Here is a 26,709-nt window from a genome sequence, read left to right as displayed (position 1 = left end):
TTTTCCCTCAGGTGTTGTACTGATTTTTGAGCGGAATCGCGTTAGCATGGGTCAGGAACCAATCTACCTGGGGAACTCATGGCTATCAAACTCATTGCTATCGATATGGATGGCACACTTCTGCTGCCCGATCACACCATTTCTCCCGCCGTTAAAAATGCGATTGCCGCAGCTCGCGCCCGTGGCGTGAATGTTGTGCTAACGACGGGCCGCCCTTATGCAGGCGTTCACAGCTACCTGAAAGAGCTGCATATGGAACAACCTGGCGACTACTGCATTACTTACAATGGCGCGCTGGTGCAGAAGGCCGCCGATGGCAGCACCGTGGCGCAAACAGCATTGAGCTATGACGACTATCGTTTCCTGGAAAAACTCTCTCGCGAAGTCGGTTCCCATTTCCACGCGCTGGATCGCACCACGCTGTATACCGCCAACCGCGATATCAGCTATTACACGGTGCATGAATCTTTCGTTGCCACCATTCCGCTGGTGTTCTGCGAAGCGGAGAAAATGGACCCCAATACCCAGTTCCTGAAAGTGATGATGATTGATGAACCCGCCATCCTCGACCAGGCCATCGCGCGCATTCCGCAGGAAGTGAAAGAAAAATACACCGTGCTGAAAAGCGCGCCGTACTTCCTCGAAATTCTCGATAAACGCGTCAATAAAGGTACAGGCGTGAAATCGCTGGCTGACGTGTTGGGCATTAACCTGGAAGAAATCATGGCGATTGGCGATCAGGAAAACGACATCGCAATGATTGAATACGCAGGCGTCGGTGTGGCAATGGATAACGCTATTCCTTCGGTGAAAGAAGCGGCGAACTTTGTCACCAAATCCAACCTCGAAGATGGCGTGGCGTTTGCTATTGAAAAGTATGTGCTGAATTAATTAGTGGGCGGGCAAAGTGTGTTGTTGCATTTGCCCGTTTCTATGATTATTTGCTTACTGAGCTGGCAACGATTAATTGCAGCGGTGAAGTGATGATATCCAACGTCAAAGTCACTGGCAGCAAAGCATTGACGGCGCCTTTGGGAATACCGCCTGACGAATAGCGTTTATAAAAAACCACTTTAAATGGATGGTAAAACGCCATCACATTTGAGTAATTCATTTTTTTGTTTTTCTCATGGATTGTTCCTTTCAGGTTTTCCAGTGTCCAGGTACAATTCTGAACGCCACAGGCAAATCCATAATGTATTGCCAGAGCTTTTTCTTCTTCCGTGGTCCAGTTGTAATAGAGTGATATCTTGCCGGTAAATTTCTTTTCCCCGCTTTCAATGACAAATATCGCATCATCGGCGGTATGAATATTATGCCGATTAATTGCTGGATCATTGAGCATAACGACGACATCGTCCCCTCCGTCGGTTATCAAATAATCCAGAGATTCCCCTACAAAAACATAACCTTTGGTCCCATTACTATCTTTTGCCAGCGATAACCCTCTGATGGTGTCGGACTGATACTGATACGTTCCGGATGTTCTTTTACCCGTATTAGAAACAAGAGCATAAGATAGACACCCCGAAAGCATTAGCGCTAGTGAAAACAAACCGAAAAATTTAAATAATCCCTTAAAATTCAACTTCATGATTAATCCTTTAAACGAGTAGCTAAACCATTGAAAGCATACTCTTCTTTCCCTCCTTATTAGCGCCTGACATCCCTTTTCAGATTTCTGCCTGATGCATGTCATCTTTTCACTTATTGTTCTTTTTGTGATCTAAATTGTAGTACAACAACAATAAATTGTACTACATTATGGCTATGGAAATGGCGAACGGTTTCACGCTGGTACTACAAAGTTGCCGTATTGTGCAGCGATCAAGGTAAAGTAGAGAAGAACATACAGAGCACAAGGACTCTCCATGACTCTCAATAAAACCGATCGCATCGTCATTACGCTGGGTAAGCAGATTGTGAGCGGCAAATACGTACCCGGTTCGCCGCTTCCGGCTGAGGCAGAACTCTGTGAGGAGTTTGAAACCTCGCGCAACATCATTCGCGAAGTATTCCGCTCGCTGATGGCGAAGCGGCTGATTGAAATGAAACGCTATCGCGGCGCGTTTGTGGCACCGCGCAACCAGTGGAATTACCTCGACACTGACGTACTGCAATGGGTTCTGGAAAACGACTACGACCCACGGCTTATCAGTGCAATGAGCGAAGTACGAAATCTGGTGGAACCAGCGATTGCCCGTTGGGCGGCGGAGCGCGCGACCTCCAGCGATCTGGCGCAGATTGAGTCCGCGCTGAACGAGATGATTGCCAACAATCAGGATCGCGAGGCGTTTAACGAAGCGGATATTCGCTACCACGAAGCGGTGCTGCAGTCGGTGCATAACCCGGTGTTACAGCAACTTAGCATTGCGATCAGTTCGCTGCAGCGGGCGGTTTTTGAACGAACCTGGATGGGCGATGAAGCCAATATGCCGCAAACGCTTCAGGAACATAAGGCGCTGTTCGATGCGATACGGCATCAGGACGGCGATGCGGCAGAGCAGGCGGCACTCAGCATGATTGCCAGTTCGACACGAAGATTAAAGGAAATCACATGACAGTGTGCTACATCGCAATTGACCGGGGAATATCTCCATAATCCCCAGCGAGTGCCTCTCTCATGACGATAACCACAATGTTATGCGTGGTGAAGAAAGCCAATTGCACGGTGCGCAAGCGCCGGGCAAACAGTAGAACGTATCACGCAGCAGGCAGCAGCATTTGTTAAGGCGTATCGAGAGGCAGAGCAATGAAAATCACCAAAATTACCACGTATCGTTTACCTCCCCGTTGGATGTTCCTGAAAATTGAAACCGATGAAGGTGTGGTCGGTTGGGGCGAGCCAGTGATTGAAGGCCGCGCGCGCACGGTTGAAGCGGCAGTTCATGAGCTGGGCGACTATCTGATTGGTCAGGACCCTTCGCGCATCAATGACTTATGGCAAGTGATGTATCGCGCCGGTTTTTATCGCGGTGGCCCGATTCTGATGAGCGCTATCGCCGGAATCGACCAGGCGTTATGGGATATCAAAGGCAAAGTGCTGAATGCGCCGGTCTGGCAACTGATGGGCGGCCTGGTTCGCGACAAAATTAAAGCCTACAGTTGGGTCGGCGGCGATCGTCCGGCGGATGTTATCGACGGTATTAAAACGCTGCGTGAAATCGGCTTCGATACCTTCAAGTTGAATGGTTGCGAAGAACTGGGGCTGATTGATAACTCCCGCGCGGTGGATGCGGCGGTCAACACCGTGGCACAAATTCGTGAAGCTTTTGGCAATCAGATTGAGTTTGGCCTTGATTTCCACGGTCGCGTCAGCGCGCCGATGGCGAAAGTGCTGATTAAAGAACTGGAACCGTATCGTCCGCTGTTTATTGAAGAACCGGTATTAGCAGAACAAGCCGAATACTACCCGAAACTGGCGGCACAGACGCATATTCCACTGGCGGCGGGCGAACGAATGTTCTCACGCTTCGAGTTTAAGCGCGTGCTGGAAGCGGGTGGGATTTCGATTCTGCAACCGGATCTCTCCCACGCAGGCGGTATTACCGAATGCTACAAAATTGCCGGAATGGCAGAAGCCTATGACGTAACTCTTGCGCCGCACTGCCCACTCGGGCCGATTGCACTGGCGGCTTGCCTGCATATCGACTTTGTTTCCTATAACGCGGTACTTCAGGAGCAAAGTATGGGCATTCACTACAACAAAGGCGCGGAGTTACTCGACTTTGTGAAAAACAAAGAAGACTTCAACATGGTCGGCGGTTTCTTTAAACCATTGACGAAACCGGGCTTAGGCGTGGAAATCGACGAAGCCAAAGTCATTGAGTTCAGTAAACATGCCCCGGACTGGCGTAATCCGCTCTGGCGTCATGAAGATAACAGCGTAGCAGAGTGGTAATTCCTGCAACGTAAGCCCCTCATCGGGCAATAAAACTTTAATACAAAAATATAACCCTCTGTACATTACAGGGCATGGTGAGCGGCTTCGCTATGCCCAAAATCTGGAGACAGCTCGCTATGGATATTCCCGTTAATGCAGCAAAGCCGGGGCGTCGGCGCTATCTGACGCTGGTGATGATCTTTATTACGGTGGTCATTTGTTATGTCGACCGCGCCAACCTGGCCGTGGCTTCCGCCCATATTCAGGAAGAGTTCGGTATTACTAAAGCGCAAATGGGCTATGTATTTTCGGCCTTCGCCTGGCTTTATACACTATGCCAGATCCCCGGTGGTTGGTTTTTAGATCGCGTAGGTTCACGCGTGACTTATTTTATTGCGATATTTGGCTGGTCAGTGGCGACTTTATTCCAGGGCTTTGCCACGGGATTAATGTCATTAATTGGGCTGCGTGCGATAACCGGTATTTTCGAAGCGCCCGCTTTTCCGACCAATAACCGTATGGTGACCAGTTGGTTCCCGGAACATGAACGCGCTTCAGCCGTTGGTTTTTATACCTCTGGCCAGTTTGTCGGTCTGGCGTTTCTGACCCCGCTGCTGATCTGGATTCAGGAGATGTTGAGCTGGCACTGGGTGTTCATTGTCACTGGTGGTATCGGCATTATCTGGTCGCTGATTTGGTTTAAAGTTTATCAGCCGCCGCGCCTGACCAAAGGCATCAGCAAAGCTGAACTGGATTACATTCGTGATGGCGGCGGCCTGGTGGATGGTGATGCGCCGGTGAAAAAAGAGGCGCGTCAGCCGTTAACAGCAAAAGACTGGAAGCTGGTGTTTCATCGTAAACTGATTGGCGTCTATCTCGGGCAATTTGCGGTGGCTTCTACACTGTGGTTCTTCTTAACCTGGTTCCCGAACTATTTAACCCAGGAAAAAGGAATAACGGCGCTAAAAGCGGGCTTTATGACCACGGTGCCATTTCTTGCCGCATTTGTTGGCGTATTGCTCTCCGGCTGGGTAGCGGATCTGCTGGTGCGTAAGGGATTTTCGCTGGGCTTTGCGCGTAAAACACCAATTATCTGCGGTTTGCTGATCTCTACCTGCATTATGGGCGCTAACTACACCAATGACCCGATGATGATTATGTGCCTGATGGCGCTGGCTTTCTTCGGCAACGGTTTTGCTTCTATTACCTGGTCGCTAGTGTCTTCTTTAGCACCGATGCGCCTGATTGGTTTAACCGGCGGCGTGTTTAACTTCGCCGGTGGTTTGGGCGGTATTACTGTACCTTTGGTGGTCGGTTACCTGGCACAGGGTTACGGTTTCGCACCTGCACTGGTTTATATCTCCGCCGTCGCGTTGATTGGCGCACTTTCTTACATCCTGCTGGTGGGCGATGTGAAGCGCGTTGGGTAATCCTTTATCTGTGGAATATGCGCTATGCCACTGCGCATAATCCACTTTCTTAAGGCCGGTGCAGTTAAGCATCGGCTTTTTACTATCTTGCCGTAGAGCTTTAACCGCAGTTTGCGAGTGGCGCGCCAGTAAGCGGCGTTGATCTTCTCTGGCTGCTTCAGTAACACTGAACGCAGAATATCTGCGCTATCCAGCGCATAGCTAATCCCCTCCAGCGAGCTGGCGCTGATAAATCCCGCCGCTTCGCCAATAAGAAAGGCATTGTCCTTACCACAGATAAAATCCTGCCAGCGTGAGGGAAATAACACGGTGCATTTCTCGCTTTTTACCGCTTTGCCAAACTGGAACTGAAAGGCAGTCATTTTCTCTTTCAGCGCTGCGAAACGCGTCTGGCCGTCTTTCATCGGATAGGCGCCGCCAAAAATAAAATAACCGTCTTTGCTAATACTCCATGAATAACAGTCGGTTATTTCATTATCAAAGATGCAGGAGTAGAACGGTACCGGATGTTTCTCGGCGAACCACTGCTGGATAGCGACATATTTACGTATCTGGTGATCCGGGTAGAGATGTCGCCGCACCATCGAGTTTGCACCGTCAGCACCAACCAGATAGCGGGCAGTAATGTGCTGCTCCCAGCCGTCCGCCCGGAAGATGACATGCCATTTATCATCCTCACGCCAGATTTTCCGGCACAGACTATCGTGGTAAACGTCAACGCTCGCGGGGATCAGCGACTTCATCCACAAGTCGAAGGCATGGCGATTGATATTGATATAACTTCGCTGGTAGTTACGTGTGAGCGATGCTGCTACATCAACGGTTTTCACGCTGAAAATCTGCGGGTTGGCGATCACATCGACAGGAAGCGTCAGCCCATCACGAATAAAAGAACGCTGCGCGTCCGGTGCCAGCAGACCACCACAAGGCTTGCTGAAGCCTTCTGTACCGTACTGGTGTTTTTTATCCAGCGCGATCACCTGCATTTTGCCTGCTAACTGCCGCGCCAGAGCAGAACCAGCCGGGCCGAGGCCAATAATCGCCACGTCGAAATGTTCCATCTTTTCACTCACATTCATCACGATGGCAAAAGACTATTGTCTGAAAGTGAAGTCCTTGTGAAGTATGATGGCGGGAATCGTTTTGTATCAGGACCGCGCCATGAAACAGATAACCTTTGCTCCCCGTAATCACTTGCTCACCAATACCAACACCTGGACACCCGACAGCCAGTGGCTGGTGTTTGACGTGCGGCCTTCTGGCGCGTCGTTTACCGGTGAGACAATTGAGCGCGTGAATATCCATACTGGCGAGGTCGAGGTTATCTACCGGGCGTCAGAGGGAGCGCACGTCGGCGTGGTGACCGTTCATCCGAAGTCAGAGAAATATGTCTTTATCCACGGACCTGAAAATCCTGATGAAACATGGCATTACGATTTCCATCACCGTCGCGGCGTGATTGTTGAAGGCGGCAAGATGAGCAATCTCGATGCAATGGATATTACCATTCCGTACACATCAGGGGCGTTGCGTGGCGGCAGCCATGTGCATGTTTTTAGCCCGAACGGCGAAATGGTGAGTTTTACCTATAACGACCACGTGCTGCATGAACGCGATCCTGCGTTGGATTTGCGTAACGTCGGGGTTGCGGCGCCGTTTGGTCCGGTCAATGTGCAAAAGCAGCATCCGCGTGAATACAGCGGTAGCCACTGGTGCGTGCTGGTCAGCAAAACAACGCCCACGCCGCAGCCGGGCAGTGATGAAATCAATCGCGCTTATGAAGAAGGATGGGTAGGAAACCACGCTTTGGCGTTTATTGGCGATACGCTTTCGCAAAAGGGTGAGAAAGTGCCGGAGCTGTTTATTGTCGAGTTGCCGAAAGATGAAAACGGCTGGAAATTGCCGGGCGACGCGCCGTTAAGCGGAACAGAATCAACTCTGCCCGCGCCGCCGCGTGGCGTTATGCAGCGACGATTAACCTTTACGCACCATCGTACTTATCCGGGCTTAGTCAACGCCCCGCGCCATTGGGTGCGGTGTAACCCTCAAGGAACGCAAATCGCGTTTTTGATGCGGGATGATAACGGCATTGTGCAACTGTGGCTTATCTCGCCACAGGGCGGCGAACTGCGCCAGTTAACCAATAACAAAACGGATATTCAGTCGGCGTTTAACTGGCATCCGTCAGGAGAATGGCTGGGCTTTGTGCTGGATAATCGGATTGCCTGCGCACACGCGCAAAGCGGTAAGGTTGAATATTTAACCGAAAATCACGCCAACTCACCTTCGGCGGACGCGGTGGTCTTCTCGCCGGATGGTCAATGGCTGGCGTGGATGGAAGCCGGCCAGCTGTGGATCACCAAAACTGGCCGCTAAATCAGTTCACGGGCATTCTGGCGGGGGGAATAACGGCATTGGTGGCTTGCGTATCGGTCTCGCTTTTTTCAACGCGAGAGCGCAACGAACTGTCTTTACGGAACATATCCCATGGCAGAAGTAGCGTATCCACGACTGCGGTAAATGGCATGTCGAGAACTGCCAGCGATTTCGTACCCCAGTTGGTGTCACTGTCGCCAATCATGGTGGCACTGGCGCGGGTGCCGGGATACGTTCCCTCCTTCCCCCCGGTATGGGACATTACGCTGGAGCATCCTCCGAGTAATGTCATTCCGCTGCATATCATGAGCGCTAACAACACATTTCTTATCATAATAAATTCATCTGTTGATCGTGGGTGTTGGCATGATGTGTTATAGCGATCCCTTGCTGAAAATAACATCATCATCATGTCGCACTGTGGCGGCTATCGCACTTTAACGTTTCGTGCTGCCCCTCAGTCTATGCAATAGACCACAAACTGCAAAAAAAAGTCCGTCGAAAAGACTTGAAAAGTGCATATCCAGACCCATTTTTATACCGTAGCCAATGAGAACGCGCCTGATGGGTGTTCTGGCTATCCGACCTGTCCATTGTGGAAGGTCTTACATTCTCGCTGATTTCAGGAGCTATTAATTATGCGTAACTTTGATTTATCCCCGCTTTACCGTTCTGCTATTGGATTTGATCGTTTGTTTAACCACTTAGAAAACAACCAGAGCCAGAGTAATGGCGGCTACCCTCCGTACAATGTTGAACTGGTAGACGAAAACCATTACCGCATTGCTATCGCGGTGGCTGGCTTTGCCGAAAGTGAACTGGAAATTACCGCCCAGGACAATCTGCTGGTGGTGAAAGGTGCTCACGCCGACGAACAAAAAGAGCGCACCTATCTGTACCAGGGCATCGCTGAACGCAACTTTGAACGTAAATTCCAGTTAGCCGAGAACATTCATGTTCGTGGCGCTAACCTGGTGAACGGCCTGCTGTATATCGATCTCGAACGCGTGATTCCAGAAGCGAAAAAACCGCGCCGTATCGAAATCAACTAATTCTCTAAGGCCGCAGTGCGCGGCCTGACATTTGATGCTCGCCGTCAGGGAGCATATGCGAATCTTCGGATTTGCAGGTACTTACTCGCTTCTTAGAAGGAGAAATGATTATGCGTAATTTCGATTTATCCCCACTGATGCGTCAATGGATCGGTTTTGACAAACTGGCCAACGCACTGCAAAACGCCGGTGAAAGCCAGAGCTTCCCGCCGTACAACATTGAGAAAAGCGACGATAACCACTACCGCATTACCCTTGCGCTGGCAGGTTTTCGTCAGGAAGATTTAGATATTCAACTGGAAGGTACCCGCCTGAGCGTAAAAGGCACGCCGGAGCAGCCAAAAGAAGAGAAAAAATGGCTGCATCAAGGGCTTATGAATCAGCCGTTTAACCTGAGCTTTACGCTGGCTGAAAATATGGAAGTCTCTGGCGCAACCTTCGTTAATGGTTTACTGCATATTGATTTAATTCGTAATGAGCCTGAACCCATCGCAGCGCAGCGTATCGCTATCAGCGAACGTCCCGCGTTAAATAGCTAATTAGCTATTCTCTTTGCCCCGCCAGTTTGGTGGGGCTTTTTTTGTCTGCAATCTTCAGCAATGTTTTAATTTTCGCCAGTTTAAGAGGTTCCGGCACTCTCTTTCCCGTGATAATGTGCGCCATAAGGCAAATCTGCTTCACCGATTCAGCCATAATCCCCGGTAATTAAAATGTTATTTCAAGAGAAATGGACGATGAGTGATATAGCATTAACAGTCAGTATTCTGGCTTTGGTGGCGGTCGTCGGTTTGTTTATCGGCAACGTCAAGTTTCGCGGCGTTGGATTGGGCATTGGCGGCGTACTGTTCGGCGGGATTATCGTCGGTCATTTTGTGTCACAGGCGGGGATGACATTAAGTAGCGATATGCTGCATGTTATCCAGGAATTTGGTCTTATCCTTTTCGTGTATACCATCGGGATTCAGGTGGGGCCGGGCTTCTTTGCCTCGTTGCGTGTCTCCGGGTTGCGCCTCAATTTGTTTGCTGTTTTGGTTGTTATCCTCGGTGGTCTGGTCACGGCCATCTTACATAAACTGTTCGATATCCCACTTCCAGTGGTGCTGGGGATTTTCTCTGGCGCGGTTACCAATACGCCAGCACTGGGGGCAGGTCAGCAAATCTTACGCGACCTGGGCACACCGATGGAGATGGTTGACCAGATGGGGATGAGTTACGCGATGGCGTATCCATTTGGGATTTGTGGGATTTTGTTCACCATGTGGATGCTACGGGTTATTTTCCGTGTCAATGTTGAGACGGAAGCCCAGCAGCACGAGTCCACGCGAACCAACGGCGGTGCGCTAATCAGGACGATTAACATCCGTGTTGAGAACCCTAATTTGCATAATTTAGCCATTAAAGATGTGCCGATTCTCAATGGCGATAAAGTTATCTGCTCACGATTGAAACGAGAAGAAACCTTAAAAGTGCCTTCGCCAGAGACCGTTATTCAACTGGGCGATTTGCTGCATCTGGTGGGGCAGCCTGCAGATTTGCATAATGCACAATTGGTGATTGGGCAGGAAGTGGATACTTCGCTATCAACGAAAGGCACAGATTTACGCGTCGAACGCGTGGTGGTCACCAATGAGAATGTGCTCGGTAAACGTATTCGCGACCTGCACTTTAAGGAGCGCTATGACGTCGTTATCTCGCGCCTGAACCGTGCTGGAGTTGAATTAGTTGCAAGTAGCGATATTAGCCTGCAATTTGGCGATATTCTCAACCTGGTTGGACGCCCGTCCGCGATTGATGCCGTGGCTAATGTATTAGGTAATGCGCAGCAAAAATTACAACAGGTGCAGATGTTACCGGTGTTTATTGGTATTGGGCTTGGCGTATTGTTGGGCTCCATTCCGGTGTTTGTGCCTGGATTCCCGGCTGCATTGAAGTTGGGGCTGGCGGGGGGGCCGCTAATTATGGCGCTTATCCTCGGGCGTATCGGCAGCATTGGTAAGCTTTACTGGTTTATGCCGCCAAGTGCCAACCTGGCGCTGCGCGAACTGGGTATCGTACTGTTTCTCTCGGTAGTTGGTCTGAAATCCGGCGGCGATTTTATCCATACACTGGTGGATGGTGAAGGGTTAAGCTGGATAGGCTATGGTGCATTGATTACCGCAATTCCGCTGATCACGGCTGGCATTTTGGCGCGGATGTTAGTCAAAATGAATTATCTCACGATGTGCGGGATGCTCGCGGGTTCAATGACCGATCCTCCGGCGCTGGCGTTTGCCAATAATCTTCATCCTACCAGTGGCGCGGCGGCGCTCTCTTACGCCACGGTGTATCCGTTAGTCATGTTCCTGCGCATTATCACACCGCAATTACTGGCGGTGCTTTTCTGGAGTATCGGTTAACGCCTTTTTGGGTGGAGTTACCGTCAATGGTACTCCACCTGGTATTTCTGAACATCATCGAGTCATTTACACACTCGCCATTCTGGTTATTACTGGTTTGTATTCTTCAGTACGGCTGACGGCGCATAACCAAATTTATGCTTAAAGGCTTTGCTAAAATGAAAGGAGTCGAAGAAGTTGAGCGTATCAGCGACTTCGCCAACCGAGTTCCCTTCTTGCTTTAATAGTGAGAGCGCCAGATCCAGACGTGCATCAAGGTAATATTCTTTCGGTGTCTTGCCGGTGTAGCGTAAAAACAGGCGACGCAACCAGGTTTCGCTACAGGGGATGGTGGCGGCCATATCGGCAACACTCCAGCGTTGTTGCAGGCTGGCATGTAAAGTGGCAATTAATTTTTCAATTTGCCGCCGTTGTGGATCTTTTTTGCCGTCTGCGTGCATAAGACAAATCCACTGATAAATAATTTTCGTCAGAAAAGCGACTGCCAGATTATTTTTTATCGCCTCTACCGAAGTAATTAATTCAGCAACTTCTGTGAGTTCTTGATTATAAACTTCGCCATTATAAATAACGCTCTGTTGACCGACAGGAATATCCATCATGCTGGTGGGGGTAAATTCCATCCAGTACTGTTCCCAGACTAAACCTTCACAGTGATAAGAGTGAATATCCATCGGTTTTAAAAATATAATACAGTTGCCATGCAGTGTTATTTGCTCACCATTCTTTAAAAGAATTTTTCCACATCCTTGTACGGTATACACCGCCACCCAGGAGTTGGCGATAAGCGGTTTCTTCTTGTCTCGCGGCCAGATTACGCGGTAATGCTCATCGGCATAGGTATGCCAGAGTGAGATCAGAGAAATTCCGCTGGAGATCACATTTTCGTTAATCAATAAGGGAATATTGTATGGAGTATCGTTTTTTACATCCGAACTTTGCAATTTTCCATTCATTTTAATATCCCTCCGGCGAATTATGCTCACAACCTGAACTTAACAGAAAACAATCCGTTCAGGGATATGACGTTTGTATTTTAAGAATCTGACTGCCTGACCCGACGCATTTTACCTCTCCCTATATTCATGCGTCCGGGACATAAACATAAATAAGGGCTATGAGATGAATTCGTTACAAATCTTGAGTTTTGTCGGTTTTACGCTGCTGGTGGCGGTCATCACCTGGTGGAAGGTCCGCAATACAGATACTGGATCGCAACAAGGCTATTTTCTTGCCGGACGTTCACTAAAAGCGCCGGTCATCGCCGCTTCGTTAATGTTAACCAACCTTTCCACGGAACAACTGGTCGGCCTTTCCGGGCAGGCCTACAAAAGCGGCATGTCGGTAATGGGCTGGGAAGTCACTTCTGCGGTGACGCTGATCTTCCTTGCGCTAATCTTTTTGCCGCGCTACCTGAAGCGCGGAATTGCCACCATCCCCGATTTCCTTGAGGAACGTTATGATAAAACTACGCGTATTATCATCGACTTCTGCTTCCTCATTGCCACCGGTGTCTGCTTTCTGCCGATTGTTCTCTACTCCGGCGCGTTGGCGCTCAACAGCTTGTTTCACGTGGGTGAATCGCTACAACTTTCCGATGGCGCGGCTATCTGGTTGTTGGTGATTTTGCTCGGTCTGGCGGGGATTCTGTATGCGGTGATTGGCGGGCTGCGCGCAATGGCGGTGGCGGACTCCATCAACGGTATTGGGCTGGTTATCGGTGGATTGATGGTTCCAGTATTCGGCCTGATCGCGATGGGTAAAGGTAGCTTTTTGCAAGGTATTGAACAACTCACGACTGTCCATGCCGAGAAACTAAACTCAGTAGGCGGCCCGACCGATCCCTTGCCGATAGGTGCCGCATTTACCGGTTTGATTCTGGTAAATACCTTTTACTGGTGTACTAATCAGGGCATCGTGCAACGCACGTTGGCGTCAAAAAGTCTGGCGGAAGGGCAGAAAGGGGCGCTGTTAACGGCGGTACTGAAAATGCTCGACCCGCTGGTGTTGGTGCTGCCTGGGCTGATTGCGTTTCACCTGTATCAGGATTTACCGAAAGCTGATATGGCTTATCCAACGCTGGTAAATAACGTTCTGCCGGTACCGTTGGTGGGTTTCTTCGGTGCAGTATTGTTTGGTGCGGTGATCAGTACCTTCAACGGTTTTCTGAATAGCGCCAGTACATTATTTAGTATGGGCATTTACCGGCGCATCATTAACCAAAATGCCGAGCCACAACAACTGGTCACTGTCGGGCGTAAATTTGGCTTTTTTATTGCCATCGTTTCGGTGCTGGTCGCGCCGTGGATCGCCAATGCGCCGCAAGGGCTATATAGCTGGATGAAGCAACTCAACGGCATCTACAACGTGCCGTTGGTCACCATCATCATTATGGGCTTTTTCTTCCCACGTATTCCGGCACTGGCGGCAAAAGTGGCGATGGGGATTGGCATTATCAGCTACATCACCATCAACTATCTGGTGAAGTTCGATTTCCATTTCCTCTATGTGCTGGCCTGTACGTTCTGTATCAACGTGGTGGTGATGTTGGTGATTGGTTTCATTAAACCTCGCGCTACGCCATTTACTTTCAAAGATGCATTCGCAGTGGACATGAAGCCGTGGAAAAACGTCAAGATCGCGTCAGTTGGCATCCTGTTCGCGATGATTGGCGTCTATGCAGGGTTGGCGGAATTCGGTGGCTATGGTACGCGCTGGTTAGCGATAGTCAGTTATTTCATTGCCGCCGTGGTCATTGTCTACCTGATTTTTGATAGCTGGCGTCATCGCCATGATCCAGCCGCAACGTTCACTTCCGACGCTAAGGATAGTCTATGAAACGCCCCAATTTTCTGTTCATTATGACCGACACACAGGCCACCAATATGGTCGGTTGCTATAGCGGTAAGCCGCTGAATACACAAAATATTGATAGTCTGGCGGCGGAAGGTATTCGCTTTAATTCCGCCTACACCTGTTCACCGGTCTGTACGCCAGCACGCGCCGGACTGTTTACTGGTATCTACGCTAACCAGTCCGGGCCGTGGACCAACAACATCGCGCCGGGCAAAAACATCTCCACCATGGGGCGCTACTTTAAGGATGCGGGCTATCACACCTGTTACATCGGCAAATGGCATCTCGACGGCCATGATTATTTTGGCACTGGCGAATGTCCGCCGGAGTGGGACGCCGATTACTGGTATGACGGGGCGAACTACCTTAGCGAACTGACTGAAAGAGAGATCAGCCTGTGGCGCAATGGCTTAAATAGCGTTGAGGATTTAAAGGCGAACCATATCGACGAAACCTTTACCTGGGCGCATCGCATCAGCAACCGGGCAGTGGATTTTCTGCAACAGCCCGCGCGCGCCGAGGAACCTTTTCTGATGGTGGTTTCGTATGACGAGCCGCATCACCCGTTCACCTGTCCGGTGGAGTATTTAGAGAGATATGAAGACTTTTACTACGAACTGGGCGAGAAAGCGCAGGATGATCTGGTGAACAAACCGGAACATCACCGTTTATGGTCACAGGCAATGCCATCGCCAGTCGGTGATGATGGGCTTTATCACCATCCGCTCTATTTTGCCTGCAACGACTTTGTTGATGACCAGATCGGACGGGTTATCAATGCGTTAACGCCGGAGCAACGTGAAAATACGTGGGTCATTTATACTTCCGATCACGGTGAAATGATGGGCGCGCATAAGCTCATCAGCAAAGGAGCGGCGATGTATGACGACATTACTCGTATTCCGCTGATCATCCGTTCGCCGCAAGGGGAGTCGCGACAGGTTGATACGCCAGTCAGCCATATTGATTTACTACCGACAATGATGGCGCTGGCGGATATTGAAAAACCTGACATTTTGCCAGGGGAAAATATCCTCGCAGCGAAAGAACCACGTGGCGTAATGGTGGAATTTAACCGTTATGAGATTGAGCATGACAGCTTTGGCGGCTTTATCCCGGTCCGTTGTTGGGTGACAGATGACTATAAACTGGTGCTCAACCTCTTCACCAGTGATGAACTTTACGATCGCCGTAACGACCCAAATGAATTGCAAAACGTGATTGATGATATCCATTTTGCCGACGTTCGCAGCAAGTTGCATGACGCCTTACTGGATTATATGGACAAAATTCGCGATCCGTTCCGCAGTTATCAATGGAGCCTGCGTCCGTGGCGCAAAGATGCGCAACCGCGCTGGATGGGGGCGTTCCGTCCACGCCCACAGGATGGTTATTCTCCGGTGGTACGCGACTATGACACCGGTTTACCGACGCAAGGGGTGAAAGTCGAGGATAAAAAACAGAAGTTCTGACGATGATGCCCGCTGGCGGAAACCTGGCGGGCAATATTCAGGCCGCTTAAACCAGTGAACCGCCGGTCAGAAAGGAAAAGATAAGGAATATCAGCAAAATGCTGCACACGATGCCGATACCAAAAAGCAAGGTATGGAAAGCCAGCGTCCCGCCGCCAAATACCAGTGCGCCGCGAATGCCCCAGCGATTTTCCTTACGCATACCGCCAACAAACGCGCAGAGTAGCGCGGCAATGGCCAGTGCGATACCGCCTTTATCGAGGATTTTATCGACATCAACCGTCTCTTTTTTTTCCACCGTAGTGATTTTTTCACCTTTAATTCCGGCGAGAAGACCTCTTTTAATTTCCGCCGTTTTGTCAGCCACGATGCTTTCCAGCGTTGGTGGCGGCGCGGCAAAAGGGCCGAATGAAAAGTGGATAATACCCATCAATAAAGCGATGGCGCCGAACAGCATGCCCAGTGAACTGCTTTTATTTTGCGCTATGATACCCATCAGACCTCCTTGTAGCGGATGGCAAAAGCATATCAGGAAATGGACGGACGAAATTCTTAAAAAACCGCTAAGGCAAAGCGTTAGTGGAAGTGCAAAGGAGCAACAATGAAAATTTCCCGCCTCGGAGAAGCGCCGGATTACCGCTTCTCGCTGGCTAATGAGCGTACTTTTTTGGCCTGGATCCGTACCGCGTTGGGATTTCTGGCAGCGGGCGTCGGGCTGGATCAACTTGCGCCAGACTTCGCCACGCCCGTCATTCGTGAACTGCTGGCGTTATTGTTATGCCTGTTTTCCGGCGGGTTAGCGATGTATGGCTACCTGCGCTGGTTACGCAATGAAAAAGCGATGCGTCTGAAAGAAGACTTACCCTATACCAACAGCTTATTAATCATCAGCTTAATATTGATGATCGTGGCGGTAATCGTCATGGGGCTGGTGCTGTATGCCGGATAGTCGCAAAGCCAGACGCATTGCTGATCCCGGGCTTCAGCCAGAACGTACATCGCTGGCGTGGTTTCGCACCATGCTGGGCTATGGCGCGCTGATGGCGCTGGCAATTAAACACAACTGGCATCAGGCCGGCGCGTTGTTCTGGATTTCTATTGGCATCCTCGCCATTGTGGCGCTAATACTTTGGCGCTATACCCGTAATCGTAATTTAATGGATGTGACTAATAGTGATTTTTCTCAATTTAACGTAATCCGTGACAAATTTATGATCTCTCTCGCGGTGTTATCTCTTGCAATACTGTTTGCTGTAACGCATATACATCAACTAATCGTATTGATTGAGAGAGTTGTATGACAGGAAGTCAGGTTGTAAATGCTGAAGAGGACAGACATAAACTGGTTGTAGAGTATAAAGATGCGCTACAACCTGCCGATTTTTATCAAAATTTCAAACAGCAGGGTCTTCGCTCCGTGCAACTTATTCCCCATATAGAATTTGATGACCGGGGCGAGCTGACCGCTTCTTCGGTGACAGCTGAACTGTGGGGGCAATTTTTAATCGCTCTGTTCGAGCGTTGGGTGCGTGCAGATATTGGTCGTATATCTGTCGAACTTTTTGACGCCACGCTGCAAAAATGGTGCAGGAGCGAAAACGTACAACTTCGGCGGGAGTGTCAGGTGTGCGGCTGGCATCGCTTGTGCCTACATTCCCAGGCGGATTGTCCTGACAACGTACTTTGTGTTGGCTATCAAGCTTTTTATTCCCACTCTGCGCCGCACATGCGGGTGATGCGTGACTTGATAAAGCAGCATCGTTCTCCCATGGAGTTAATGACGATGCTGCGGTGACGTGAGCTTAAACGGGCTGCCCCTGATGCGACATCCGCGTCGCCAGCGGTAGCCAGCACAGCACGATCAATAATCCCATTAAGGTCATCAACAACCCCAGGCTGCCCTGACCGGTTTGCGGCAACATCGCGGAGAGCGACGCCAGCACGCCGGAACCAATGTTTTGCAGGCCGCCGACCAGCGCGCCAGCCGTGCCAGCCAGGAAGGGGAACGGCTCCATTGCGCCGCTGGTTGCCAGCGGAAACAGCATCCCGGCACCGAAAAAGAACAGCGCGGCGGGAACGAGCAGCGTCCAGACATTCATCACGCTAAACCAGCCGGGGATCCACATCATCAGTCCTGCCAACAGGCAGCAGATAACCGACTGCCACATTAACGTAGAGAAGCGTTTATTCGGTCGACCAGCAAACCATGCGCCGAAGAATGCCGCTGGAATTGGCAGAATAAACAAAATACTGACTGTCATGCTGCTTAACCCTAACACAGCCCCCATCAACACACCGGAACAGGCTTCGAAAGCGGCAATCCCTGCCAGACCGCCAATTAACATCAGCAAATAGCAGTTAAAGCCGCCATTGCCAAAGAGTGTTTTATAGCTGGTGAGCAGGCGCGTACGCGGCGCATCGGCAGGGCGTGTTTCTGGCATCCAGCGCGCCATGCTGAACGTCACACCAGCACAAAGCACCAGTAAAAACAGATAACAAGCTCGCCAGTTCCACATGGTATCCAGCAGGCCGCCAATGAGTGGTGCGAGCAAAGGGCTGACGAGAATACCCATATTTAACATGCTATTAGCGTGACGTAGCTGTGTCCGTTCATACAAATCACGCGGCAATGTACGCGCCATGACGCCGCCGACACCGGTTCCCATCCCCTGCATCGCGCTGGCAGCAATCAATACCGTCAGGCTGGAGGTGGTGACCGCAACCAGCGTCGCTAACATAAAAATGGACATTCCGACGAGGATCACCGGGCGACGACCTACCCTGTCGGAAATTGGGCCATAAAATAGTTGTGAGACACCGTAGGTCAGCAGATAAGCGCCCATTACGCTCTGCACCGCCCCTTCACGGACGTTGAGATCGCGCGCCATATCGGCAATAGCAGGAATATAAATAGTTTGTGCCATCTGACCGACGGCCACGAGTAATACCAACATCAATAACAAATTGACGTTTCTATGCCTTTTCATTATCACAGACGCTTTTAAAAAAATATTTAGAATAAGTTGCTACGCATTTCAATAAATGCGGGAGAGGAATCTATCACATTGATAAATGTTAGCCAGATATATATACGGAATGATGAATAACGAAGCGGCAGAATATATAAACAACAGCGGCAATAAATGTTGCCGGAAGGGACTTTAGATTAAATAAATTCTGTGGGTCGGATAAGATGCATCAGCAACGCATCCGACACGAGTCAGCCAGCAGAATATGAAAGGGGAGCGGTTTCCCACTCCCCTTAAGTGCGGCTTGAATCTGAATTACTTAAGATATTTCAGAACAGCATCAAGCAGTTGCAGTGCAGCAACAATGAGTTTGAGGATAAGAATGGCAATATCCACCAGGCTCATACGCGTCTCCTGTGGTTCAGGAGCACTGCCAGCTGACGTACCTTTCCGCTGCCTGTTGCCAGCTGTTGCGCACGCAGCTTCTTCAGAAGAAACGTTGTGCTTGTTGACATAACACAGTGTGCTCACGCGGGGTTAAGGCGCTGACGGCACCACCCGTTTCAGCCAGGACTTAGTGCGCCGGGTAACGATGCGGCCCCGCATAACACATTGCGTACAGTGATATTATAGAAGTTTGCTGTATAAATAAACAGTGATTTTTGGACAAAACGCAAACTGTGACCGATACTCAACTATGCAGTAAATAAGTCAAAATTCGTGCCGAAATTGCGCGTTCTGCGCGGAACACGTATACTTTCTATGTTGACATAATACAGTGTGCTTTGCGGTTACCAGCCGTGGGCGGCTGAAGAAACCTCGCTCCGGCGGGGTTTTTTGTTACCTGCGTTTCAGTACAAAACGTGATCAACCCCCCAATTATTCCTTGATGAAAAATTTTCCATTGTCTCCCCTGTAAAGCTGTGCTTGTATAAATATTGTTAAACACAAAACCAACAAGGTCCCCAATGACTATTTCCATGCTCAACGCAAAACTACTACCAACTGCGCCATCCGCCGCAGTGGTCGTCGTGCGTGTGGTGGTGGTCGTCGGCAATGCGCCGTAGGGACTGGAACAACACACGATTCCAAAACCCCGCCGGCGCAAACCGGGCGGGGTTTTTCGTTTAAGCACCTCCCGGAAAGTCGGCCCAGAAGAAAAGGACTGGAGCATGGCAAGTTCGGGCACAACATCGACACGTAAGCGTTTTACTGGCGCAGAATTTATCGTTCATTTCCTGGAACAGCAGGGCATTAAGATTGTGACGGGGATACCTGGTGGCTCGATTCTCCCTGTCTATGACGCCTTAAGCCAAAGCACGCAAATCCGCCATATTCTGGCCCGTCATGAACAGGGCGCGGGATTTATCGCCCAGGGGATGGCGCGTACCGACGGCAAACCAGCGGTTTGCATGGCCTGTAGCGGGCCTGGCGCGACCAACCTGGTGACCGCCATTGCCGATGCGCGGCTGGACTCCATTCCGCTGATTTGCATCACCGGTCAGGTTCCCGCCTCGATGATTGGCACAGATGCCTTCCAGGAAGTGGACACCTACGGCATTTCTATCCCCATCACTAAACACAACTATCTGGTCAGACATATCGAAGAACTCCCGCAGGTCATGAGCGATGCCTTCCGCATTGCGCAATCAGGCCGCCCTGGCCCGGTGTGGATAGACATTCCTAAGGATGTGCAAACGGCGGTTTTTGAGATTGAAGAACAGCCCGTGATGGCAGAAAAAGCCGCAACGCCTGCCTTTAGCGAAGAAAGCATTCGTAACGCTGCGGCAATGATTAACGCCGCCAAACGCCCGGTGCTTTATCTGGGCGGCGGCGTCATTAACGCGCCCGCGCGGGTGCGTGAACTGGCTGAGAAAGCGCAGCTGCCCACCACCATGACCTTAATGGCGCTGGGCATGTTGCCAAAAGCACATCCGCTGTCGCTGGGTATGCTGGGGATGCACGGCGTGCGCAGCACCAACTTTATCTTGCAGGAGGCGGACCTGTTGATTGTGCTCGGTGCACGTTTTGATGATCGGGCGATTGGCAAAACAGAGGAGTTCTGCCCGAACGCCAAAATCATCCATGTGGATATCGACCGCGCGGAGCTGGGCAAAGTTAAGCAACCGCACGTGGCGATTCAGGCGGATGTCGATGACGTGCTGGCGCAACTGATCCCGCGGGTGGAAGTCCATCCGCGTACAGAGTGGCACCAACAGGTGGCTGATTTACAACGTGAATTCCCGTGTCCTATTCCGAAAGCGTGCGATCCATTAACACATTACGGGCTGATTAACGCCGTTGCCGCCTGTGTCGATGACAACGCGATTATCACTACCGACGTGGGTCAGCACCAGATGTGGACGGCGCAAGCCTATCCGCTCAATCGCCCACGCCAGTGGCTGACTTCTGGTGGGCTGGGTACGATGGGCTTCGGCCTGCCTGCGGCGATTGGCGCGGCGCTGGCGAACCCCGATCGCAAAGTGTTGTGTTTTTCCGGTGACGGCAGTCTGATGATGAATATTCAGGAGATGGCCACCGCCAGCGAAAACCAGCTGGATGTCAAAATCATTCTGATGAATAACGAAGCACTGGGACTGGTGCATCAGCAACAGAGCCTGTTCTACAAGCAGGGCGTTTTTGCCGCCACCTATCCGGGAAAAATCAACTTTATGCAAATTGCTGCCGGATTCGGCCTCGAAACCTGTGATTTGAATAATGAAACCGATCCGCAGGCGGCATTACAGGAAATTATCAACCGCCCTGGTCCGGCGCTGATCCATGTACGCATTGATGCCGAAGAAAAAGTGTACCCTATGGTGCCGCCAGGCGCGGCAAATACTGAGATGGTGGGGGAATAAGCCATGCAAAACACAACTCATGACAACGTGATTCTGGAACTCACCGTTCGCAACCATCCCGGTGTAATGACCCACGTTTGTGGGCTTTTTGCCCGCCGTGCTTTTAACGTCGAAGGCATTCTTTGTCTACCGATTCAGGACAGTGATAAAAGCCACATCTGGCTACTGGTCAATGACGATCAGCGACTGGAACAAATGATAAGCCAGATAGACAAACTGGAGGATGTGGTGAAAGTGCAGCGTAACCAGTCCGACCCGACCATGTTTAACAAGATTGCTGTGTTCTTTCAGTAACCGCTCAAGGCTTGAACAGCGGCGCGCTTATCGTTAAGGTAAGCGCGTTTTTTTTACCCGCCAGGACAAGACCATGATAACCGTTGCCCTTATAGACGATCACCTTATCGTCCGCTCCGGCTTTGCACAGCTGCTGGGGCTGGAACCTGATTTGCAGGTAGTTGCCGAGTTTGGTTCCGGGCGTGAGGCGCTGACTGGCTTGCCTGGGCGTGGTGTGCAGGTGTGTATTTGCGATATCTCAATGCCGGATATTTCTGGGCTGGAGCTGTTAAGCCAGCTACCGAAAGGTATGGCGACAATTATGCTCTCCGTTCACGACAGTCCGGCGCTGGTTGAACAGGCGCTTAACGCGGGGGCGCGCGGTTTTCTCTCTAAACGCTGTAGTCCGGACGAGCTGATCGCGGCCGTGCATACGGTTGCAACTGGCGGCTGTTATCTGACACCGGATATCGCTATTAAACTGGCATCGGGTCGTCAGGACCCGCTAACCAAACGCGAACGCCAGGTGGCGGAAAAACTGGCGCAAGGGATGGCGGTGAAAGAGATTGCCGCCGAACTGGGTTTGTCGCCGAAAACGGTGCATGTACATCGTGCCAATCTGATGGAAAAACTGGGCGTCAGCAACGACGTTGAACTGGCGCGCTGCATGTTTGATGGCTGGTGATGAAGAGATTGTTCTCCCGCTTAAATACTGTAATTTCCTGCTTTTTTATTTTCTCTGCCGCATGGTTTTGCCTGTGGAGTATCAGCCTGCACCTGGTTGAACGACCGGATCTGGCGGTATTGCTGTTTCCGTTTGGTCTGCGACTGGGGCTGATGTTGCAATGCCCGCGCAGATACTGGCTGGTGCTGATGGGCGCAGAATGGCTGCTGATTTACTGGCTGACGCAGGCGGTTGGGTTAACGCATTATCCGTTATTGATGATCGGTAGTTTACTGACGTTACTGCCTGTGGCGTTGATTTCCCGTTATCGCCACCAGCGCGACTGGCGTACGTTGCTGTTACAGGGGGCGGCATTGACGGCGGCGGCATTATTACAGTCGTCACCCTGGCTTTGGCATGGGTACGGAAACGAGCCCTGGAACGCCCTGCTGATGACCTTAACCGGCGGTCTGACGCTGGCCCCCATTTGCCTGGTGTTCTGGCACTATCTGGCGAATAACACCTGGCTGCCGCTGGGGCCATCGCTGGTTTCCCAGCCGATCAACTGGCGTGGGCGGCATCTGGTCTGGTATTTGCTGTTGTTTGTTATCAGCCTGTGGTTGCAACTGGGGCTGCCGAACGAACTCTCGCGCTTTACTCCGTTTTGCCTGGCGCTGCCGATTATCGCCCTGGCCTGGCACTATGGCTGGCAAGGGGCGCTGATTGCGACGCTGATGAACGCCATCGCGCTGATCGCCAGTCAGACCTGGCGCGATCATCCGGTCGATTTATTGCTTTCGCTGCTGGTGCAAAGCCTCACAGGCCTGTTACTGGGCGCGGGCATCCAGCGGTTGCGTGAGCTTAACCAGTCGCTGCAGAAGGAACTGGCGCGTAATCAACATCTTGCCGAGCGGTTGCTTGAAACCGAAGAGAGTGTGCGTCGCGACGTAGCGCGTGAACTGCACGACGATATCGGCCAGACCATCACCGCCATTCGTACTCAGGCAGGTATTGTCCAGCGGCTGGCGGCGGATAACGCCAGTGTGAAACAGAGCGGACAGCTAATCGAACAACTGTCGCTTGGCGTTTACGACGCGGTGCGCCGCTTGTTAGGGCGGTTACGTCCACGCCAGTTGGATGATCTGACCCTGGAGCAGGCCATCCGTTCATTGATGCGGGAAATGGAGCTGGAAGGGCGCGGAATTGTCAGTCATCTCGAATGGCGGATCGATGAATCAGCATTAAGTGAAAACCAGCGCGTAACCCTGTTTCGTATCTGTCAGGAGGGGCTGAACAACATTGTGAAACATGCCGATGCTAGTGCGGTCACGCTGCAAGGCTGGCAGCAGGATGAGCGTTTAATGCTAGTGATTGAAGACGATGGTAGCGGTCTGCCGCCAGGTTCCGGGCAGCAAGGTTTTGGCCTCACCGGAATGCGCGAACGCGTAACCGCGCTGGGCGGCACCTTGACCATCTCCTGCCTGCACGGTACGCGTGTCAGTGTCTCTCTACCTCAACGTTATGTCTAAGGCTTGATGATGTTGCCTTTTCTGAAAGCGCCTGCCGACGCACCGCTGATCAGCGATAAAAGTGAAATTGATGCCCGCTACCGCTACTGGCGTCGGCATATTTTGCTGACCATCTGGCTGGGCTATGCGCTGTTTTACTTCACCCGTAAAAGTTTTAATGCCGCCGTGCCGGAAATCCTCGCCAACGGCGTACTCAGCCGTAGCGATATCGGCCTGTTAGCAACGCTGTTTTACATTACCTACGGCGTATCGAAATTTGTCTCCGGCATTGTCAGTGACCGCTCGAATGCCCGTTATTTTATGGGGATTGGGCTTATCGCCACGGGCATTATCAACATTCTGTTTGGTTTCTCGACGTCGCTATGGGCGTTTGCCGTGCTGTGGGTGCTGAACGCCTTTTTCCAGGGCTGGGGGTCGCCAGTTTGTGCGCGGCTGTTAACCGCCTGGTATTCACGTACCGAGCGCGGCGGTTGGTGGGCGCTATGGAACACGGCGCACAACGTTGGTGGCGCGTTGATTCCCATTGTGATGGCGGCAGTCGCGCTGCATTACAGCTGGCGTATCGGGATGATGATTGCCGGGAGTTTAGCCATTATGGCGGGGGGTTTTCTCTGCTGGCGGCTGCGCGATCGCCCACAGGCGTTAGGTTTACCGGCGGTCGGAGAATGGCGGCACGATGCGCTGGAAATCGCCCAGCAACAGGAAGGGGCAGGGCTGACGCGTAAAGAGATCCTCACCAAATATGTGTTGTTGAATCCGTATATCTGGCTGCTTTCGTTTTGTTATGTGCTGGTCTATGTGGTTCGCGCGGCGATTAATGACTGGGGCAACCTGTATATGTCCGAGACGCTGGGCGTCGATCTGGTCACGGCGAATACGGCGGTGACGATGTTTGAACTGGGCGGATTTATCGGCGCGCTGGTTGCAGGTTGGGGCTCGGACAAACTGTTTAACGGCAACCGTGGGCCGATGAATTTGATTTTTGCTGCGGGGATTTTGCTTTCCGTCGGTTCGCTGTGGTTGATGCCATTTGCCAGCTACGTAATGCAGGCGACCTGCTTTTTCACTATTGGTTTTTTTGTTTTTGGTCCGCAGATGTTAATTGGTATGGCAGCAGCAGAGTGTTCTCACAAAGAAGCGGCAGGTGCGGCGACGGGGTTTGTCGGCTTGTTTGCTTATCTGGGAGCGTCGCTTGCCGGTTGGCCGCTGGCGAAAGTGCTGGATACCTGGCACTGGAGTGGTTTTTTCGTGGTTATCGCCATTGCTGCCGGGGTTTCGGCACTGTTGTTACTGCCCTTTTTGAACGCCCAGGCACCGCGCGAAGCGTGATGCATCTCACTTTTCTACCTCATATCCGGCAAAACTAAGAAATTTTCCTGGTTTTGCCTGGACGCTATCTCAAGCCTGATTTGCTGCTGGTTTTTACAATGCCATCATTCGTTAATTCTTTCCCAAAATAACTCAAGTTGCAGGAATGCGTGCAGTTAAGGCACCTGCGGCCTGAAGTATGAAGGGAAATCAGGAGTAACCCATGCTGGCTTTCTTAAACCAGGTTCGCAAGCCGACCCTGGACCTTCCGCTCGAAGTGCGGCGCAAAATGTGGTTCAAACCGTTCATGCAATCGTACCTGGTGGTCTTTATTGGCTACCTGACGATGTACCTGATTCGCAAGAACTTTAATATTGCGCAGAACGACATGATCTCCACCTACGGGTTGAGCATGACGCAGCTGGGGATGATTGGCCTGGGCTTCTCCATTACTTACGGCGTGGGTAAAACGCTGGTTTCCTACTACGCCGACGGCAAAAACACCAAACAGTTCCTGCCGTTCATGCTGATCCTCTCCGCCATTTGTATGCTGGGCTTCAGCGCCAGTATGGGTAGCGGATCGGTTAGCCTGTTCCTGATGATTGCTTTTTACGCCTTAAGCGGCTTTTTCCAGAGCACTGGCGGTTCATGCAGTTACTCCACTATTACCAAATGGACGCCGCGTCGTAAGCGCGGGACGTTCCTCGGTTTCTGGAACATTTCCCACAACCTCGGCGGCGCGGGTGCGGCGGGTGTGGCACTGTTCGGCGCAAATTACCTGTTCGACGGTCACGTGATCGGCATGTTTATCTTCCCGTCGATTATCGCGCTGATTGTCGGTTTTATCGGTCTGCGTTACGGCAGCGACTCCCCTGAAGCGTATGGTCTTGGCAAAGCTGAAGAACTGTTCGGCGAAGAGATCAGCGAAGAGGACAAAGAGACGGAATCCACCGATATGAGCAAGTGGCAGATCTTTGTCGAATATGTTTTGAAAAACAAAGTGATCTGGCTGCTGTGCTTCGCCAACATCTTCCTGTACGTGGTGCGCATTGGTATCGACCAGTGGTCAACCGTGTACGCTTTTCAGGAGTTGAAACTCTCTAAAGCGGTGGCGATTCAGGGCTTTACGCTGTTTGAAGCAGGTGCTCTGGTCGGTACCCTGCTGTGGGGCTGGCTCTCTGACCTGGCGAATGGGCGCCGTGGCCTGGTGGCGTGTATTGCACTGGCGCTGATTATCGCCACGCTTGGTGTGTATCAACACGCCAGCAACCAATATATCTATTTGGCTTCTCTCTTTGCATTAGGTTTCCTGGTATTTGGTCCGCAACTGTTGATTGGCGTGGCGGCTGTTGGCTTCGTACCGAAAAAAGCGATCGGCGCTGCCGATGGGATTAAAGGCACTTTCGCCTACCTGATTGGTGACAGCTTTGCCAAATTAGGTCTGGGGATGATTGCCGATGGTACGCCAGTGTTCGGCCTCACCGGCTGGGCTGGAACCTTCGCCGCGCTGGATATTGCCGCTATTGGCTGTATCTGCCTGATGGCGATAGTCGCGGTGATGGAAGAACGAAAAATCCGCCGTGAGAAAAAAATTCAGCAGTTGACAGTGGCATAAACGTAACTGGTGACTTTTGCCCGGC

Annotated in this window: 28 protein-coding genes, 2 pseudogenes and 1 other annotated feature; of the genes and pseudogenes, 22 read left to right on the top strand and 8 right to left on the bottom strand. The window is 51.3% G+C overall.

The window, feature by feature from the left end; all coding sequences use genetic code 11:
• The first annotated feature begins 78 nt into the window (after positions 1 to 78).
• A complete protein-coding gene (yidA, locus tag H9644_RS11900; RefSeq protein ID WP_191774682.1) occupies positions 79 to 891 on the top strand; it encodes a sugar-phosphatase in 813 nt (270 codons plus the stop codon).
• A gap of 46 nt (positions 892 to 937) precedes the next feature.
• Here yidA and H9644_RS11895 read toward each other — a convergent pair whose 3' ends face one another.
• A complete protein-coding gene (locus H9644_RS11895; protein WP_064525980.1) occupies positions 938 to 1,594 on the bottom strand; it encodes a YidX family protein in 657 nt (218 codons plus the stop codon).
• Between the two features lie 277 nt (positions 1,595 to 1,871).
• Between H9644_RS11895 and dgoR the strand changes: the two genes are divergently transcribed.
• The 5 genes and pseudogenes from dgoR to H9644_RS11870 all read left to right on the top strand — a co-directional run bounded on the left by dgoR (position 1,872) and on the right by H9644_RS11870 (position 5,313).
• Positions 1,872 to 2,561 carry a D-galactonate utilization transcriptional regulator DgoR gene (gene dgoR / locus H9644_RS11890; protein ID WP_064525982.1) on the top strand — a complete coding sequence of 230 codons (690 nt, stop codon included), beginning with the start codon at positions 1,872 to 1,874 and terminating at the stop codon, positions 2,559 to 2,561.
• A gap of 28 nt (positions 2,562 to 2,589) precedes the next feature.
• Positions 2,590 to 2,682, top strand: a pseudogene (locus H9644_RS11885) (2-dehydro-3-deoxygalactonokinase); the annotation flags it as partial.
• Positions 2,682 to 2,756 (top strand): annotated as a pseudogene (locus H9644_RS11880) (2-dehydro-3-deoxy-6-phosphogalactonate aldolase); the annotation flags it as partial. The pseudogenes H9644_RS11885 and H9644_RS11880, both read left to right, overlap by 1 nt.
• Complete coding sequence (dgoD, locus tag H9644_RS11875; RefSeq protein ID WP_064525985.1) at positions 2,753 to 3,901, top strand: galactonate dehydratase; 1,149 nt, start codon at positions 2,753 to 2,755, stop codon at positions 3,899 to 3,901. The pseudogene H9644_RS11880 and the gene dgoD, both read left to right, overlap by 4 nt.
• A 74-nt stretch (positions 3,902 to 3,975) precedes the next feature.
• Positions 3,976 to 5,313 carry an MFS transporter gene (locus H9644_RS11870; RefSeq protein ID WP_165383157.1) on the top strand — a complete coding sequence of 446 codons (1,338 nt, stop codon included), beginning with the start codon at positions 3,976 to 3,978 and terminating at the stop codon, positions 5,311 to 5,313.
• On the opposite strand, the gene cbrA is transcribed toward H9644_RS11870, so the two are convergent.
• Entirely contained in the window at positions 5,274 to 6,374 is a 1,101-nt protein-coding gene (cbrA, locus tag H9644_RS11865) for a colicin M resistance lipid reductase CbrA (RefSeq protein ID WP_064526100.1), read from the bottom strand. The two genes, H9644_RS11870 and cbrA, sit on opposite strands and share 40 nt — an antisense overlap.
• 100 nt (positions 6,375 to 6,474) lie before the next feature.
• Here cbrA and H9644_RS11860 point away from each other — a divergent pair, with 100 nt between their 5' ends.
• Positions 6,475 to 7,689 (top strand): DUF3748 domain-containing protein, encoded by a 1,215-nt coding sequence (locus H9644_RS11860; protein WP_064525987.1) that lies wholly within the window; start codon positions 6,475 to 6,477, stop codon positions 7,687 to 7,689.
• A 1-nt stretch (position 7,690) separates the two neighbouring features.
• Here H9644_RS11860 and H9644_RS11855 read toward each other — a convergent pair whose 3' ends face one another.
• The gene (locus H9644_RS11855; protein WP_064525989.1) at positions 7,691 to 8,023 is read right to left on the bottom strand and encodes a YceK/YidQ family lipoprotein; all 333 of its coding nucleotides are present in this window, start codon (positions 8,021 to 8,023) and stop codon (positions 7,691 to 7,693) included.
• 238 nt (positions 8,024 to 8,261) lie between these two features.
• Positions 8,262 to 8,334 (top strand) — a sequence feature (ROSE (Repression Of Heat Shock gene Expression) occurs in the 5'-region of heat shock genes and acts as an RNA thermometer to modulate expression.).
• On the opposite strand from H9644_RS11855, the gene ibpA reads away from it, so the two are divergent.
• Both ibpA and ibpB read left to right on the top strand, forming a co-directional pair.
• A complete protein-coding gene (gene ibpA, locus H9644_RS11850) occupies positions 8,328 to 8,741 on the top strand; it encodes a small heat shock chaperone IbpA (RefSeq protein ID WP_001243437.1) in 414 nt (137 codons plus the stop codon). Its footprint overlaps the feature before it by 7 nt.
• Before the next feature lie 110 nt (positions 8,742 to 8,851).
• The gene (ibpB, locus tag H9644_RS11845; protein WP_064526102.1) at positions 8,852 to 9,280 is read left to right on the top strand and encodes a small heat shock chaperone IbpB; all 429 of its coding nucleotides are present in this window, start codon (positions 8,852 to 8,854) and stop codon (positions 9,278 to 9,280) included.
• A gap of 4 nt (positions 9,281 to 9,284) precedes the next feature.
• Here ibpB and H9644_RS11840 read toward each other — a convergent pair whose 3' ends face one another.
• Entirely contained in the window at positions 9,285 to 9,434 is a 150-nt protein-coding gene (locus H9644_RS11840) for a hypothetical protein (RefSeq protein WP_074399419.1), read from the bottom strand.
• 41 nt (positions 9,435 to 9,475) lie between these two features.
• Between H9644_RS11840 and H9644_RS11835 the strand changes: the two genes are divergently transcribed.
• Positions 9,476 to 11,137, top strand: coding sequence for a putative transporter (locus H9644_RS11835; protein ID WP_064526105.1), 1,662 nt, complete (start codon positions 9,476 to 9,478; stop codon positions 11,135 to 11,137).
• Positions 11,138 to 11,226: 89 nt separating this feature from the next.
• Here the strand turns inward: H9644_RS11835 and H9644_RS11830 are convergent, their stop codons facing one another.
• The gene (locus H9644_RS11830; protein WP_191774680.1) at positions 11,227 to 12,093 is read right to left on the bottom strand and encodes a helix-turn-helix transcriptional regulator; all 867 of its coding nucleotides are present in this window, start codon (positions 12,091 to 12,093) and stop codon (positions 11,227 to 11,229) included.
• A 166-nt stretch (positions 12,094 to 12,259) separates the two neighbouring features.
• Between H9644_RS11830 and H9644_RS11825 the strand changes: the two genes are divergently transcribed.
• Both H9644_RS11825 and H9644_RS11820 read left to right on the top strand, forming a co-directional pair.
• Positions 12,260 to 13,975 (top strand): solute:sodium symporter family transporter, encoded by a 1,716-nt coding sequence (locus tag H9644_RS11825; protein ID WP_191774678.1) that lies wholly within the window; start codon positions 12,260 to 12,262, stop codon positions 13,973 to 13,975.
• Entirely contained in the window at positions 13,972 to 15,465 is a 1,494-nt protein-coding gene (locus H9644_RS11820) for a sulfatase-like hydrolase/transferase (RefSeq protein ID WP_191774676.1), read from the top strand. Before H9644_RS11825 ends, H9644_RS11820 begins: the two co-directional genes overlap by 4 nt.
• A gap of 46 nt (positions 15,466 to 15,511) precedes the next feature.
• On the opposite strand, the gene yidI is transcribed toward H9644_RS11820, so the two are convergent.
• Positions 15,512 to 15,961: a protein YidI gene (yidI, locus tag H9644_RS11815; RefSeq protein WP_064525997.1), complete on the bottom strand. Its 450-nt coding sequence runs from the start codon at positions 15,959 to 15,961 to the stop codon at positions 15,512 to 15,514.
• Positions 15,962 to 16,066: 105 nt separating this feature from the next.
• Between yidI and H9644_RS11810 the strand changes: the two genes are divergently transcribed.
• From H9644_RS11810 to H9644_RS11800, 3 genes are read left to right on the top strand one after another with little or no spacing between them, the layout of a single operon-like run.
• Positions 16,067 to 16,414 carry a YidH family protein gene (locus H9644_RS11810; protein WP_000703955.1) on the top strand — a complete coding sequence of 116 codons (348 nt, stop codon included), beginning with the start codon at positions 16,067 to 16,069 and terminating at the stop codon, positions 16,412 to 16,414.
• The gene (locus H9644_RS11805) at positions 16,404 to 16,766 is read left to right on the top strand and encodes a DUF202 domain-containing protein (RefSeq protein ID WP_064525999.1); all 363 of its coding nucleotides are present in this window, start codon (positions 16,404 to 16,406) and stop codon (positions 16,764 to 16,766) included. Before H9644_RS11810 ends, H9644_RS11805 begins: the two co-directional genes overlap by 11 nt.
• Complete coding sequence (locus H9644_RS11800) at positions 16,763 to 17,260, top strand: radical SAM protein (RefSeq protein WP_105289498.1); 498 nt, start codon at positions 16,763 to 16,765, stop codon at positions 17,258 to 17,260. The genes H9644_RS11805 and H9644_RS11800 overlap by 4 nt, the downstream gene beginning before the upstream one ends.
• A gap of 7 nt (positions 17,261 to 17,267) precedes the next feature.
• On the opposite strand, the gene emrD is transcribed toward H9644_RS11800, so the two are convergent.
• On the bottom strand, positions 17,268 to 18,452 hold the full coding sequence (emrD, locus tag H9644_RS11795; protein ID WP_105289497.1) for a multidrug efflux MFS transporter EmrD: 1,185 nt from the start codon (positions 18,450 to 18,452) through the stop codon (positions 17,268 to 17,270).
• Positions 18,453 to 18,749: 297 nt separating this feature from the next.
• The gene (tisB, locus tag H9644_RS11790; protein WP_000060506.1) at positions 18,750 to 18,839 is read right to left on the bottom strand and encodes a type I toxin-antitoxin system toxin TisB; all 90 of its coding nucleotides are present in this window, start codon (positions 18,837 to 18,839) and stop codon (positions 18,750 to 18,752) included.
• A gap of 563 nt (positions 18,840 to 19,402) precedes the next feature.
• Here tisB and ivbL point away from each other — a divergent pair.
• The 7 genes from ivbL (at position 19,403) to uhpT (ending at position 26,684) form a co-directional block, all read left to right on the top strand.
• Positions 19,403 to 19,501, top strand: coding sequence for an ilvB operon leader peptide IvbL (gene ivbL, locus H9644_RS11785; protein ID WP_016159932.1), 99 nt, complete (start codon positions 19,403 to 19,405; stop codon positions 19,499 to 19,501).
• Positions 19,502 to 19,606: 105 nt separating this feature from the next.
• Positions 19,607 to 21,295: an acetolactate synthase large subunit gene (ilvB, locus tag H9644_RS11780; protein ID WP_191774674.1), complete on the top strand. Its 1,689-nt coding sequence runs from the start codon at positions 19,607 to 19,609 to the stop codon at positions 21,293 to 21,295.
• Positions 21,296 to 21,298: 3 nt separating this feature from the next.
• Positions 21,299 to 21,589, top strand: a complete 291-nt coding sequence (ilvN, locus tag H9644_RS11775) for an acetolactate synthase small subunit (RefSeq protein ID WP_001181706.1) — start codon at positions 21,299 to 21,301, stop codon at positions 21,587 to 21,589.
• Between the two features lie 73 nt (positions 21,590 to 21,662).
• Positions 21,663 to 22,253, top strand: coding sequence for a transcriptional regulator UhpA (gene uhpA / locus H9644_RS11770; protein WP_064526009.1), 591 nt, complete (start codon positions 21,663 to 21,665; stop codon positions 22,251 to 22,253).
• Entirely contained in the window at positions 22,253 to 23,761 is a 1,509-nt protein-coding gene (gene uhpB / locus H9644_RS11765; protein WP_064526011.1) for a signal transduction histidine-protein kinase/phosphatase UhpB, read from the top strand. Before uhpA ends, uhpB begins: the two co-directional genes overlap by 1 nt.
• 9 nt (positions 23,762 to 23,770) lie before the next feature.
• Positions 23,771 to 25,090 (top strand): MFS transporter family glucose-6-phosphate receptor UhpC, encoded by a 1,320-nt coding sequence (gene uhpC / locus H9644_RS11760; protein WP_191774704.1) that lies wholly within the window; start codon positions 23,771 to 23,773, stop codon positions 25,088 to 25,090.
• Between the two features lie 202 nt (positions 25,091 to 25,292).
• On the top strand, positions 25,293 to 26,684 hold the full coding sequence (uhpT, locus tag H9644_RS11755; RefSeq protein ID WP_064526015.1) for a hexose-6-phosphate:phosphate antiporter: 1,392 nt from the start codon (positions 25,293 to 25,295) through the stop codon (positions 26,682 to 26,684).
• The last annotated feature ends 25 nt before the right edge of the window (positions 26,685 to 26,709 follow it).

The organism is Escherichia whittamii, from assembly GCF_014836715.1.
GTDB lineage: Bacteria > Pseudomonadota > Gammaproteobacteria > Enterobacterales > Enterobacteriaceae > Escherichia > Escherichia whittamii.
The sequence above is the reverse complement of the archived record's forward strand: the minus strand, read 5'-3'. Positions and strand labels throughout refer to the sequence as shown.